The organism is Chryseobacterium rhizoplanae (assembly GCF_900182655.1).
Classification (GTDB): Bacteria; Bacteroidota; Bacteroidia; order Flavobacteriales; family Weeksellaceae; genus Chryseobacterium; species Chryseobacterium rhizoplanae.
In genome coordinates this window covers 124013-137941 of sequence record NZ_FXTC01000011.1, presented here as the reverse complement: position 1 = coordinate 137941, position 13929 = coordinate 124013, and the positions used below count along the sequence as shown (strand labels likewise).

General features: G+C 35.1%; 14 protein-coding genes. 4 read left to right on the top strand and 10 right to left on the bottom strand.

Features of this window, described 5'->3' with window-relative positions; all coding sequences use genetic code 11:
* The first annotated feature begins 1 nt into the window (after window position 1).
* Window positions 2–643, top strand: coding sequence for an alpha/beta hydrolase (locus FN817_RS19875; protein ID WP_142719454.1), 642 nt, complete (start codon window positions 2–4; stop codon window positions 641–643).
* A gap of 106 nt (window positions 644–749) precedes the next feature.
* Complete coding sequence (locus tag FN817_RS19870) at window positions 750–2093, top strand: ammonium transporter (RefSeq protein WP_142719453.1); 1344 nt, start codon at window positions 750–752, stop codon at window positions 2091–2093.
* A 61-nt stretch (window positions 2094–2154) separates the two neighbouring features.
* Here FN817_RS19870 and FN817_RS19865 read toward each other — a convergent pair whose 3' ends face one another.
* Both FN817_RS19865 and FN817_RS19860 read right to left on the bottom strand, forming a co-directional pair.
* Complete coding sequence (locus tag FN817_RS19865) at window positions 2155–2778, bottom strand: FMN-dependent NADH-azoreductase (RefSeq protein WP_142719452.1); 624 nt, start codon at window positions 2776–2778, stop codon at window positions 2155–2157.
* 60 nt (window positions 2779–2838) lie between these two features.
* A complete protein-coding gene (locus tag FN817_RS19860; RefSeq protein WP_142719451.1) occupies window positions 2839–3417 on the bottom strand; it encodes a Crp/Fnr family transcriptional regulator in 579 nt (192 codons plus the stop codon).
* Window positions 3418–3598: 181 nt separating this feature from the next.
* On the opposite strand from FN817_RS19860, the gene FN817_RS19855 reads away from it, so the two are divergent.
* The gene (locus FN817_RS19855) at window positions 3599–5017 is read left to right on the top strand and encodes an L-serine ammonia-lyase (RefSeq protein ID WP_047423730.1); all 1419 of its coding nucleotides are present in this window, start codon (window positions 3599–3601) and stop codon (window positions 5015–5017) included.
* A 110-nt stretch (window positions 5018–5127) separates the two neighbouring features.
* Here FN817_RS19855 and FN817_RS19850 read toward each other — a convergent pair whose 3' ends face one another.
* The 8 genes from FN817_RS19850 to FN817_RS19815 form a co-directional block, all read right to left on the bottom strand.
* The gene (locus FN817_RS19850) at window positions 5128–5970 is read right to left on the bottom strand and encodes a prephenate dehydrogenase (RefSeq protein ID WP_142719450.1); all 843 of its coding nucleotides are present in this window, start codon (window positions 5968–5970) and stop codon (window positions 5128–5130) included.
* A gap of 230 nt (window positions 5971–6200) precedes the next feature.
* Complete coding sequence (locus tag FN817_RS19845; RefSeq protein ID WP_142719449.1) at window positions 6201–6740, bottom strand: hypothetical protein; 540 nt, start codon at window positions 6738–6740, stop codon at window positions 6201–6203.
* Window positions 6741–6750: 10 nt separating this feature from the next.
* On the bottom strand, window positions 6751–7203 hold the full coding sequence (locus FN817_RS19840; RefSeq protein WP_142719448.1) for a hypothetical protein: 453 nt from the start codon (window positions 7201–7203) through the stop codon (window positions 6751–6753).
* Window positions 7204–7225: 22 nt separating this feature from the next.
* Window positions 7226–7783, bottom strand: coding sequence for a hypothetical protein (locus FN817_RS19835; RefSeq protein WP_142719447.1), 558 nt, complete (start codon window positions 7781–7783; stop codon window positions 7226–7228).
* A 23-nt stretch (window positions 7784–7806) separates the two neighbouring features.
* Complete coding sequence (locus tag FN817_RS19830) at window positions 7807–8571, bottom strand: hypothetical protein (RefSeq protein WP_142719446.1); 765 nt, start codon at window positions 8569–8571, stop codon at window positions 7807–7809.
* 4 nt (window positions 8572–8575) lie between these two features.
* Window positions 8576–11203 carry a M23 family metallopeptidase gene (locus tag FN817_RS19825; RefSeq protein WP_142719445.1) on the bottom strand — a complete coding sequence of 876 codons (2628 nt, stop codon included), beginning with the start codon at window positions 11201–11203 and terminating at the stop codon, window positions 8576–8578.
* Window positions 11204–11206: 3 nt separating this feature from the next.
* Entirely contained in the window at window positions 11207–12058 is an 852-nt protein-coding gene (locus FN817_RS23340; RefSeq protein WP_185149926.1) for a DUF4280 and LysM peptidoglycan-binding domain-containing protein, read from the bottom strand.
* Window positions 12055–13083 (bottom strand): LysM peptidoglycan-binding domain-containing protein, encoded by a 1029-nt coding sequence (locus FN817_RS19815; RefSeq protein ID WP_142719444.1) that lies wholly within the window; start codon window positions 13081–13083, stop codon window positions 12055–12057. The genes FN817_RS23340 and FN817_RS19815 overlap by 4 nt, the downstream gene beginning before the upstream one ends.
* Window positions 13084–13274: 191 nt before the next feature.
* Here FN817_RS19815 and FN817_RS19810 point away from each other — a divergent pair, with 191 nt between their 5' ends.
* Window positions 13275–13922 carry a hypothetical protein gene (locus FN817_RS19810; RefSeq protein WP_142719443.1) on the top strand — a complete coding sequence of 216 codons (648 nt, stop codon included), beginning with the start codon at window positions 13275–13277 and terminating at the stop codon, window positions 13920–13922.
* Window positions 13923–13929: the final 7 nt, after the last annotated feature.

The following is a 13929-nucleotide window of genomic DNA, read 5'->3' as shown; positions in this document are numbered from 1 at the left end:
TATGAAAATTTATATCGTCAGCGGTCTGGGAGCAGACTTTAAAGTCCTTGAAAGATTAGAGTTTCCCAAACATTGTGAATTGATTTTTATAGACTGGCTCATCCCTGAAAAAAATGAGCCTTTTGATGCCTATGTTAAAAGAATGGCTGATAAGGTAGATGACTCTGAACCGTTCTGCCTGTTGGGATATTCTTTCGGAGGTATCATTGTTCAGGAAATTGACAAATTGAAGCCTGCAGAGAAAGTGGTAATCCTTGGAAGTATAAAATCTGACAAGGAAAAGTCAAAATTCATCAAGACAGGTGAGATGACCAAAATCCCCAGAATATTACCGGTAGGTTTGTTCAACGATAAGGCGGCCAATGTATATGCTGTTATCCGAAAGCTTTTTGATCCTAAGAATCCTAAACTTTTGCAATATTTTAAAGTAAGAGATCCCTATTACCTGAAATGGTCTGTGGAAAAAGTGTCCGAGTGGAAGTTTGAAGAAAACCCCAATGTGATTCAGATCTTAGGTGATAAAGACATTGTTTTTCCAATTCGTTATTCCAATCCGGATTATATAATAAAAGGAGGAACCCATCTTTTTCCCGCTACGAAATCCAAAGAAGTTTCAAAAATATTGAATGAAGTATTCTGTTAAAAATAAAAATATTATTATTTAAATAGTTTTTTTAGGGGTATTTGTTTTAAAAATATGATTTTTATAGAATTTATATTTAAATTTGATAGGGTTAAATATAAATTATATGAAAGTAGGCTTGAAGTGGATCGTTTCATTCTCAGTAATTACACTCGTTGCAATTGGTGGTTTATTCTGGAATCCGGCTGCAGATATTCCTGTTACCGGAGAATTTTTAAGTGAAGATAAGATTGTAGGCGCGGATGTTGCCTGGATTCTGGCTGCAGCTGGGCTTGTCCTGTTGATGACACCCGGACTGTCTTTCTTTTATGGAGGAATGGTTGGCAGGAAAAATGTGATTTCTACCATGCTACAGAGTTTTATCGCCTTAGGAGTAATCTCTATGGTCTGGGTAGTCGTAGGTTTTTCTTTATCTTTCGGAGAATCTTTGGGTATTAACATTGCCGGAAAACATTATGGAATTATTGGAAACCCGCTCAGTTATCCTTTTTTTAGCGGAGTAGGGAATCTGCCTCATAAAATGATGGCGCCTACTATTCCTTTTATTCTTTTTGCTTTATTTCAAATGAAATTTGCGGTTATTACCCCTGCAATTATTACCGGATCTTTTGCGGAAAGGGTTCGTTTTATTTCTTATTTATTATTCATTGTCCTTTTCAGCATCTTTATTTATACACCGCTTTGTCATATGGTATGGCATCCTGATGGGCTTTTAAACAAATATTTTGGGGTAAAAGACTTTGCAGGAGGAACGGTTGTACATATGAGTGCCGGTTTTGCTGCACTTGCCGGAGCTTTGGTGGTAGGAAACCGAAAGAACCCGCATCATGAGCCTTCCAATATTCCGTATGTTCTTCTGGGAACAGGAATGCTATGGTTTGGCTGGTTCGGATTTAATGCAGGATCTGCACTGAGTGCTTCTGCTTCTGCGGCTACAGCTTTTGGAACAACTACCATAGCATCTGCTTCTGCAATGATGACCTGGATTTTTTTTGATAGAATCAATGGGAGAAGTGTTTCTGCTTTGGGTGCCTGTATCGGAGCTGTAGTAGGTTTGGTGGCGATTACTCCGGGATGTGGCTTCGTAAGTATTCAGGAAAGCCTTTTTATCGGGTTTATTACTGCAATAGTTTCTAATGTAATGGTTAATTGGAAGCCTTTAAAGAAAATAGATGATACGCTGGATGTTTTTGCCTGTCATGGAGTAGGGGGAATTATGGGAATGATTCTTACCGCTATTTTTGCTCATGGTGAAAAAGCAAGCTTACTGCATGGAGGGTTAGAGGTTTTTCTTCATCATATGGCTGCATTGGTTTTGGTTTCTGTTTTTACGTTCTTCGGTTCATTGCTTTTATATAAACTTACAGATTCCATAATTACATTAAGAGTTTCTGAAGAATCTGAAAATAAAGGACTTGATCTTTCTCAGCACGAGGAAAGTTTCAGCTGATAAAAAGGGCATAAGTGTTAACTGATGCCCTGATTGATATTTAAAAAGATCAAGAAATGATTTATTGAATGGAATGAATCGCTTCAAAGATTTTATTTTTGGAGTTTTCAAAAACTTCACCTCCAAATTCCTCATTATCTAAAGAATGAATGGTAACATCATTCACCCCCATAATCCCGAAAATATGTTTCAGATAGGTAGTTTGAAAATTGATGTGTCCGTTCTTTTCATTTTCTCCATATCCGGTATCTCCACGGGTTGAGAGAATAAAGAGCTTTTTGTTTTCAAGAAGTCCAACATAATCACCATCCGGCATTCCGGATCTGAATTTCCAGGTTTCGTTAATCCTCATTACCTGATCAATATAAGCTTTTAACCCAGACGGAATAGACCAGTTATACATAGGGGTTCCGATTACATATACATCATGTTCCCTGAGTTCTACGACGAGTTCATCACTGAGCTGTAAAGGTTTTTGGTTTTCCTCGGTTTTGTCTGCCGGTTTTTTGAATGCTCCCGCGATCCAGGATTCATCAATATTGGGAATAGTGTCAGTTCCTGCTTCCCTGTAGGTGAAAGTATCAAGAGGATATCTTGTTTTCCAGTTTTCAGCGAAAAGCTGTGTCAGTTTTCTGCTGTAAGATCTTTCATTTCTTACACTGGCGTTAATAATCAGTATTTTCATTTGTTAAGAATTTATAACAGCAAAATTCCTGATTATTGAGTTCTGAAAAATTGATCTAGTTCAAGATGATTTATTTTTTTTCCTGATTCTACTGATAAATTCAGCAGATACTCCCAGGTAAGAAGCAATCAGATACTGGGGAACCCTGGAGGAAATATCTGGGTAAGTATCCAGAAAATCATAATATTTTTGTTCTGCTTTGTGCATATGATTGAACACCACTCTTTTTTCAAGGGTTCCGAGATAACCTTCTAAAATAATCCTGAAATATTTTTCTAAAGCTGGAATTTCCTTCAGCATTTTTTGAAAAGACTGATGGCTGATCTGCAAAAGCTTTGTTTTCTCTACAGCCTGTATATTGTAAATGGAAGGTTTTTGTTTTGAAAAACTGGAAATATCTGTTGCCCACCAATGATCAATGGCTAAAAAGAGGATTTCTTCATTTCCATTTTCTTCATTGATGCAGAAAGCTTTTAAAACTCCCGAAATGATATAACTGTCATGACGGCAGATTTCTCCATTTCGCAACAGAAAATCTCCTTTTTCCAATGTTTTTTCTGTCCAGAAGCTTTTACATAAGGCTATTTCTTCCGGAGTTAGTGGGACATGCTGCAGAATACTCTTAATTAATGTTTCCATTTAAAAAAATAGTTAAAAAGAACAATATAATGATGGATCTGATTGATATTGATACTATATATTTCATTGACAAAAATACTTATTTTATGGGCAGTCAAAACCAAATAAATCTGGGATTTTGCTATGCTATTATTAGGATTTATCCTGTATCTTTGTTTTTGAGGAAAATGACGAATCATTTATGGAATCAATATCGGTTTTTGAAATTATTAAAGTAGGAATAGGCCCGTCCAGTTCGCATACAATGGGACCTTGGAACGCAGCAGCAGCATTTATCAGGATTATAAAAAGAGAAAGATCAATAGAAGAAGTTAAAGAGGTTTTTCTTGAATTCTTTGGCTCACTCGCAAAAACGGGGATTGGGCACGGAACTGATATTGCAGGAATGCTTGGATTGAATGGAGAAGATTTTAAGACCATCAATACTTCAAAAATTGATGAAAAAATAGATTACATTAAAAGCACTCAGACCATTAATCTGGGAGGTGAGAAAGTTATTCCGTTTATCTACGGGCATCATCTGATTTTAAATATGAAAAAGAGCCTTGATTTTCACCCGAACGGGATGATCTTCAGAGCTGTTTTTGAAGATGGAACAGAGCTTGTGCAGGACTTTTATTCTGTAGGTGGTGGTTTTATTGCCAGTCAGGAAAAAAACTCTATCCAAAAGCAGTGTGTACGTACATTATATCCTTGTCATAAAGCTTCTGATATTGCAAAATACTGCGAGAAACTTGGATTTGATAAAATTTCAGATTTAATTTTCATGAATGAAGAAAGCTGGAGAACTCAGGAAGAAACGCGGCAGGAAGCACTTTACATCTGGCAGCAGATTAAAGAATGTATTTATAAAGGTGTTAATAAAGAAGGAATTCTTCCGGGTGGACTGAATGTTTCCCGAAGAGCTGCAGGAATCAACAGAAAACTGTTAGGAGATAAAATCTATAAAAACAAAGACGAGTGGTTCCAACAGGTTGTAGATGCTGAAGAGAATTTCACCAATATCAACAAATGGATTGCCTGTTTTGCGCTGGCTGTGAATGAGGAGAATGCAAGTTTCGGAAGAATTATTACCGCACCTACCAATGGAGCGAGTGGAGTAATTCCGGCGGTATTAATGTATGCTCAGGCGTTTACTCCATTTACGAGTGAGGATGATATTGTGAGATTCCTGCTTGTGGCAGGAGAAATCGGAACATTATTTAAGAAAAATGCAACCATTTCTGCAGCAATGGGAGGATGTCAGGCGGAAATCGGAGTTTCTTCTGCAATGGCTGCGGCCGGACTTACAGAAATCTTAGGTGGAAGTGTCGGGCAGGTATTGATGGCAGCAGAAATTGCTATGGAACATCATCTTGGATTAACCTGTGATCCTATCAAAGGGCTGGTACAGATCCCATGTATTGAAAGAAATACGATGGGAGCAATGAAAGCGATTACGGCAGCCAATATTGCATTGGAAAGTGATCCTACCAAAGCAAAAGTGACATTGGATGAGGTAATTCTTACGATGTGGGAAACGGCTCAATCCATGAGTGACCGTTTTAAAGAAACTTCTGAGGGCGGATTGGCAATTGCAGTCAACGTTCCGGAATGTTAATAGAAATAATAAGTTTTAAAAACATAAAACCCTTAGACATTATTGACTAAGGGTTTCTTAATAAAATAAAAGTAAAAACCGTTGGGCTTTTAGTATCGTATAAGGAAATTTTACCTTAAAATTCCTCTGATTCTGTTGGCATTGGAAATCAGCTCTTCAAGGTATTCATAGTTTTCTTTTTCCAGAGCGGATTTGAATTTTCTGAGCTGGGTGATGTGTTCGTTCAGAACGTCCAGTACATTTTCTTTGTTTTGTTTAAAGATGGGAACCCACATTTCCGGATGCGATTTGGCAAGACGTACGGTGCTTGAAAAACCGGAACTGGCAAGCTGGAAAATTGTTTCTTCTTCACGCTCTTTTTCCAGTACGGTATTGGCAAGGGCATAAGAGGTAATATGGGAGATATGGGAAATATAAGCAGTGTGGACATCATGATCTTCAGCATCCATATAAATCATGTGCATATCAAGGGCATTGACTACTTTTTCAACAGTAGCTAAGGCATCGTCCGCGGATTCCTCTTTGTTGCATATCACCCCTGCTTTTCCGGAAAAACTCTCTGCAATGGCGGATTTCGGACCATTGTTTTCTGTTCCCCACATCGGGTGGAAAGCGACAAATCTTGAACGTTTTGGATGGTTTTTTACAGCATTTACAATTCCTGCTTTGGTGGACCCAGCATCCATTACAGTCTGTTGATCAGTCACAAGATCAAGAACAGAAGGCAACAGTTTTCTCGCAGCATCCACAGGGATCGCAAGAATAATCAGATCCGAATTTTTAATTCCATGCTCAAGATCTACTCCGGCATCAATGATCTTAAGATCCAATGCATCACTGATATGCTGTATATTGTTATCGATTCCGTAGATGAAGCTGGCCAGGTTTTTCTCTCTTAATTTCAAAGCCATCGAACCTCCGATTAATCCCACTCCAATAATACTTATTTTCATCTTTTCAAATTTTTTAAATAAAAAAACCTCGTCCCTAGGACGAGGTTTTAAATTATATTCATAAGAATCCCTATCCCAGAGCTGAGGTAAAAATTCTATAATAATATGTTCCGTTGTTAAAAATCACAAAGCAAAGGTATAAATATTTTTTAAATGAAACGAAATTTCTTTTCTAAATTGTGTATAGATGGGATGAATTGTTTTTTTTTAGGTTTTACCTTATATAGATATTATTTCGTTTTATCTAATTTTATCCATTCATTAAATGTAGCTTCGCCTCCAACTCCTTTAATATAATAAGTGTTGTTTTCTTTTTTAATTTTAAAATTAGGAGTTATTGATTGACAATTTTTATCGTTTCCTGAATAATACAATTCTAGAATGTTGTTGTTGTTTTCAATAATTTTATAATCGCCATTGCATATAATTGGCTCATGATAGGTTTCTGTTGCTAAAACTGCTTTATCTTTTTTTATACTAAAATTATAAGTAATATATGCTGTACCAGTTGTTGTTTCCTCTGTTTCTTGGGTTACAGAAAAGTCCCCTGAAAAACTAGAATTTACGGTCTGTAAGTTTTCTGATATACGAATATTGGGAAGGTTATCTTTATCAGCAGCAGCTGTATCTTCTATGTCTATACTTCTTGTGACGGCGCTATCTTTTCTAGGTGCTGCTGTAGTGGTTATTTCATTGGCCGCTTTTTGAGTCTCATTTTTACAATCTGTCAATACTAATAATGTTATAGCAATAAAGTTTAGTTTTTTCATTGATCAGAGGTTATTTATCTTTTAATTTTTGTAGTGGCATTTCATTATTTCCGGGGTTGATAAAGTATATTGGATTTCCTGAAATAAAGTAATTGTCATCTGATTTTTCAATGTAAATAATTCCCATCTCATCAGGAGAATCATCATATTTTATTTTAATTTTTTGAGGATTAAGTTCTTCTGCCCTTAGTTTAGAATATTTATTTGTTGTTCCTTCTTCAGTAACATCTACAGAAATATTTTCCAGAGAATTTATCGTTATGTTAAAAACTGTTTTTGCTTCATCTCTATTTGATGCTTCAAAATGATATTCTCCTTTCCAAAAGTTAGTATAGTTCCTTGTAGCATCAGAAATTTTTTGCGTCTGCTGAATATTTTGAATCTTTGGTTTCGAGTTTTCAATTTTCTTTTTGCAATTAAAAAGTGCAATTGAGAACAATATAAAGGCTAAAAGGTGTTTCATAACTTACTACAAATATTTTATATTATTCAGAACACTTAATAAGGTTTGCAGAAACATTATGCTCCTTATTGAAAGGATTTTCAGTTTGTATATTTTTCTTAGTTTTTTTATTATAAAAGCCAAACCATGTTAAGGTTATTTTAGATTCATCAATTATTTGAATGTAACCAACGGCCTTTTTGTTATCTAAATTTTCCCAGTTTTGCATTTCATCAGGAAGAGGAATAATCGGAGGAAAATCGGTAAAGTAAAATTCATATTTATTATTGTCTACTTTTTTTAATTGAGAATTCATAGAAAATCTACCTGGGACTGTAAACTGCATATTATTGATATCTGTCTTAATACTGATAAATTTATCAGCTGTACAGTCAGTTGACCAAATAGAAGATTTAGAAATTGTTATAGAATCTACTTTTTTTACTATTGTTGAAGACTGAATTTCATTTTCAGTAATTAAAAGGTTTGTTTTGTTTGATTTTGTATTGTCCTTTATAAAAACATCTTTCTGTTGTTTCTTCTTTTCACGTGAGCATGAGAGAAATATGAATGATAATAGAATTAAAAAGGGTTTCATCATTTACTACTTATATTATAACTGATTTATTTTATAAGATCAATTATTTTATTATTAATCATTTTATTATAATCTCCTTCAAAAAGCCCATTTTTATACTTTCTGTAATATTCTATTTTTGATGTAGAAAACTCATAATATGATTTGTCCTTATCTTCATAATATTTTCCATCCAAATAATTTGGATAATTTTTATAGTCATTATCGTCTTTAATAATGTATTTGCTTGGTATTTCAACTAAAACTTTATCTTCAGATTCAAAAACGTTTAGTATGTCAGAGTAATTAATATTAGTTTCTTCATAATCAGGTTTCCAATACATCACTCTTTGTCCTAATGGATATAAGACTTTATTTTTATACAGATACAATTTCCATCCAAAATGATTTTCACCATTTATGGGAAAAAAGATAATATAATTTTTAGATGTATTTGAAAAATATACCATCGGAGAGGAGGTTTCCAAATCTTCATTATTGATTTTTCTAATTATAGCTTTCTCTATGTCATTAAAAACAAAAGTTATAAGCTCATATCTGTTTTGGTCACTTCCATCAATAAGTGTATTTGATATAGTGAACTTTTTACAGTTTAAATTATAATTTGTTGTTTCTGTACTTTCTTGATTACAGCTGATTTTACTTAATGGAATTAAGTTTTTAGTATTATCTGTCTTGCTTGAAACTTCAGATACTGATGTTTCTTTTTTACTATTTTTTTCTTCTTCTTTTTTCTGCCCTTGGCAAGATAATAGAAAGAACGAAATTAAAATTGTTATTACCTTTTTCATATAATTAATCCCAAAATTTTTGTGCTATCTCTTTTTGATAATCTTTTTCTTTTTGTGACATTGTATTTTCATCTTTGTAATATACAAAAATACCTGGATGACATCGATTAGTTAATCCACCACCTGTAGCAGAACTTCTAATTTCAAAATGTAGGTGCGGGTCTTTAGTTTGTCCATAACCACTTGTGCCATTCTTGCCAATAATTGTCCCACAACTAACTTCTTGTTTAGCTTTTAATGATTTTTCTACCTCTTGTAAATGAGCATAAAATAAATAAAAATCTCCATTAAAGCTAAAACCTGATCCACTTTGTATTTCTCCCATATTTGAATATTGTAAACTGAAATCTCTTTTTCTTTTTAAAAATTCTTTAGGATCTTTTACTTTCAAACAAATTACATTTCCATATCCTGATTGTATACTTATAAATTCTACATATGCGTCAACGCATGCATAAGCATTTGATCCTGGTAAAGCAAGAAAATCTATTCCTTGGTGGTTGTGATTACTTCTTTCCTTTCTAACTGTTCCAAAAACATTATATCTGGGCCTGTAGTTTCCATTTTGAGTATAAAGGCATAACATTGGATTGTCAACGGGATCATGCCATTTAGTACTTTTAGGAGGAGAACTTTCAGGAATTGTTATAGCATTTTCACAGTTGAATGTTTTGGGCTTATTACCCGAACCTCGGCTAAAACTAATATTATACCTACCTAATATTTCTCTTCTTTGAATTTTCTTATCATTGTTATTCTCTTCATCTACACTTTTATTTGCATTATAATTTTTATTACTAGTTTTTTCTTTATTATTTTGTGGGTTATCATTTTTTTGATATAAAATAAAATCATCACTTTTACCGACTCCTATTGGAGCAAAAACTGATAAATAAATATCTTCAGGAGATTTAATATTGTTTTTTTGAGGCTCAAAATATTTTTTCACTTTATCAAGTTGTTTTATTTCTCCCATTTGAGCATATTCCAATTTTAGTTTGTTTAGTTCATCAAAGCGTTCTTCAACAGATAATTTTGGGTTGCTTTTATACTCTTTAAGATTATTTTGTAAAGCATCTTGGGTAAATTGGATTAAGCCTATTGCTCTTGATGACTTTCTGTTTCCTTCTTTCCAGAAGTCTTTTATTGTCATTTTTTTTGGGTCTTTTGTTGAGTTCCATCCTTCTAATTGTTGTGCTTTAAAACTTCCACTTGTCTCTACATTCATAACAGCCATTAAACCATTGGCCATTTCCATTTTTCTATTTTCTCCCCATAATTCAGCGCATATTTGAACTACTTTCTTTCTAAACTCACAACTTACTTTTCCACCCCATATTAAATCTTTGTATTGTTCTTGACATATACAACTTCCAGGCTTATCTGGTTTCTGCGTATTCTGCACTCCCGCCGCACTCTTCACCTTTTCCACCTGCATCAGGCCTTCCGAATTTACCCCAAATTTCTGAGATTCTGCAGAAAGATCTTTGGAGATAATTTCTATAAAATAATTTTGTTTATCGGAATCCGGATCGCCGATAGGGGAGTCTACTCCTTTTTCAAAAATAGCTTTTGTAATGATAAATCCTGAAGTGTCGCATACATCAGCAGGAATTTTAATATTTCCGCTTCTGTAAACTTCATCATTGGAAGTAGAATCATATTCCCAAACTACATACTGGATGTGTTTTCCCACCATATTTTTGGAGTGGATTCTTACTCTTACTTTATCTCCTACAGCTACTTTGGACAGTTCATTTCCTGTATCATCAATGAAAAGAGCTTCTATAATATTACCCTTAGGATCTGGCTGTTTGGGACCACCTCCATGTTTTGTAGGAAATTTTGGGGTCTGGGTGCCGGGTTGAGACTTAGGTTGGGGTTGATTTTGAGGCTGTCCTTTATCATCAGGATTGGCAACATCTACATTTACCTGGCTGGCTCCCTGGATTTTTCCTGAATAAGTGGCTGTAACATAATACTCATGATTGGCGCCTTCATTTCTGTCACCTTTCATCAGAAACTGATTGGCCATCTGACGAAGAATTTTCTCATCAGACATCAGAGGAATTGACACTTCTGCAATCCCTTTTTCATTGACCCGAGCCTTATAACTTCTTGTGTGCCGGTTATTTTTATTGATATTAGCATCGTGGCCTTTTCCAGGCGCATCATCTTCCCAAAGATGAAATTCGATCTCTTTATTAAACATGGCGATGCAATGTGCCTGCGCAATAAGAGTATCGCGGTAACTTGCCTTATTGACATCTTTTGCGCCTCTGTTGAAAAGAATTACCTTCTCTATTTTTGAAACCTTATCACTGGTCGGAACCAATATACAGCTGCCGGCCAGTTCTTTGGTGGCAGACATGCCGGGTAAAATTCCTTTTTTAATCTCATAGACTTTCATCTGAAATTCTATACCCAGGCCTATTTCTCCGAATCTGTACGTTACTTTTTCTCCCCTTTTGGGCTTGTTGGTGATATCTTTCCAGATTCCGTTTTTCTGCTTTTTATAAAGATACCATTCATAGTCACTTTTCAGACCGAATGAAAGTCCTGAAGGTTTTATTTCGTAGGTATAGGTTGTTCCTACCAGAGGATTCTGATTCCCGATTATACTTCCTGTCATGGCTTAGCTATAATAAAGTTCGTCTGTACCTTTTGTATCTTCCTTGAATTCATCAAAATCCACAACGGGATTGTAAACCTGCTGTTCCTGCGTATTCGCTTTGGCAACCTGGCTTTTACCGACTTCACTCTGTTGTCCATGTTTGAGAATGGTGATTTTTCCTCCCGTACTGCACATCAGTTCTGAGATTTCCGTAAGACAGCTTTTTCCCATCACTTTTACTTTTTCATACGTCTTCTGCCACTTTCCAGCAGGGGCATAAGCACATGGAAGATAACCTCCGGAAGATGGCTTAAGTTTGCACTGTCCAAACGGTTGTGCAGCCGGATCCAGCTGAAGATCATCCTCCGTTACTGCCAGATAATCAGCATTTCCTTCTCCGTCATTCCAGTAATGTTTCTGATGGCTGGTGACTTTAAATTTCGGAAATTTGAATCCCTGATTACACTGCACGGTTCCCTTCTGTACAATAAAATATTTTCCTTCATGAGGACTGGAACCACTGTCTTCTTTTTTATCTTTCTTTTTTTCTTTATTGGTTGGCTCTTCTGCTGTTCCTGATGATTGCTCTTCATTTGGAGTTTCTTCCGTTGAATTTCCTTCATCAGAAACTACATCTTCTTTAGTTTTTTCCTGAGAGGAGGATGCAGAGATGTTTTGAGATTCTGTTTCCTCAGCCAAAAGCTGTGGATCTTCCGGAATAAAAATGGTTTTTCCGGGAACGGGTTCCTGCATGATGTCTTCCGGCGGACAGTGAAGGTTATGATAGGTTTTTAAAATGCCCTCATTTTTCAGCTTAAACTGCCGGGCCAGCGAACTGAAAGTATCGCCTTTTTGTGTGACATAATTTTTCATATTGATCCTTGTGTTATATTGATATGGTGCTGGTGAATCAACTCTTCTTCATGACTGAGCAAAACTGAAGCTTTAGCCTGTAGAAGATTCTTATTTTTTGTGTGGGTGGTGTATTCTAAAATTATATTTCCTTGTGCAGGTTCAGCTGCAGAATCCTTAAACTTAATACCGCGCATGATCTCCTGTGGAGTGCATAGCTCTGTGATTTTACCGTTTAAAATGGTCAAAACAGAGTTTTCATCATCATTTAACTGTTCAATATTGAGTTCACATTGTACAGAAAACGAATTCTGTAAAAAATAAAAAGGTTCTTTCCAATTCTTTTTTCTCTGGAACCAATCTATTTTAGGAAGTAAAGTCTGAAAGAGGAGTGTACTTTGCAATTGTTTCAAGAAAACCGTTTCATCGCTGATGCTCCTTTCAAACGAATCCATGTAATTTTGAGTAACTTCTCCTACATAAAACTCTTCAAGATCTTTACGCTGACAGGTAAATGTGTCTGTAATTTTCTTGTGATCCGCAAAGCCGGTAATTTGACCCTTATTATTCACGATAAATTCAAGAGGCATAATACTTTTCATACAGGCAATGGATAAGCTGCTTACTTTATCATCAGGCGTATTTCCATTGGATTTAAAATCGTTCTGGCTATAGCTCAAAATATATTGATCTGTACTTTTGTTTTTGTCTAGAGCAAGCTCAATGATATAATCAATAGTGACGGAAGGTTGAAACGGACTTTCAAAGGTCTCATTCACGGAATAGGTTGTAGCAAGAAAAGACTCGGAAAATGTTGAAGGAAAACTGTTTTTTCTTTCCTGTTCTTTTTGAGTCTCTGTTTTAAAATTGGTAGGAACATAGATATTTTTAACCTCATTAAGATTTTCAAACCAAACCTTATCCATCTTTTGGCAATGGGAATTGTGAAACAGTTTTAGCTCCTCGCCGGTCATGCCTAGCCGGGAAGCGATAGAGGTCAATGTGTCTCCATTACGTACCTTATATTGTAAGAAATCAATTTCCATCCAATGTGAATTATAGGATAAAACTATTAAAAAACTCTATTTGAAATTAATTTTTAGGGTTAAATTTTAAAAATTGTCGTAGAATTACGACATGAAATTGATGGTGTGAAGAAAACCGCCCCGTCAAAATTCTTTGAGTTTTCGCCTCCCTTCCAGTGGAATTATTAATTTTAAAGCCATAAAAAGCAAATATGAAGAATAGATTCTTATACGGAGTTTTCATAATATTGATCAGTTTAGGCTCTGTGTATGCTCAGAAGTCAGGTGATCAAGCGTCTGTTTTTTTCACTACGAAAGCAAAGGATACTGTAAGGATCAGCGAAACATTCAATGAAAATGATACAACAAATAGCAAGGGCTTAAAAAAACAGCTGAAACCTATTCAGGCCAATTTTAAAAGGATTAATTCTATAACAAAATGGACCTCTGTCAAAAAGAAGGATATTGAAGGCGAATCTGCAGAAGGCGGGGAGGCTACATTTTATTATACGGATAAAGGCCTGGAAAAAGTTATTGCCAGGCATTATGGTGAAATGGGGCAGAAGCTGATAGAATATTATCTTCTTAACGGACAGCTATCGTTTGTTTTCGAGAAAGAGTATAGGTATAACCGACCGCTTTTCTATGATGCTAAAGCAATGACAGAAAATAATGATACAGAAGCATTTGATTTGAAAAAATCAGAAATTACAATGACCCGGAATTATTTTGAAAACGGAAATATTATTTTAATCAATGCTACTACGGGACGCGGGTATAATATCAGTGCGGATTATCCCGATGAGCAGGAGAAAAATATCAAAGAAGACTTTAAAAGACTTCTGAAATTAGCAGATTAAATGATTG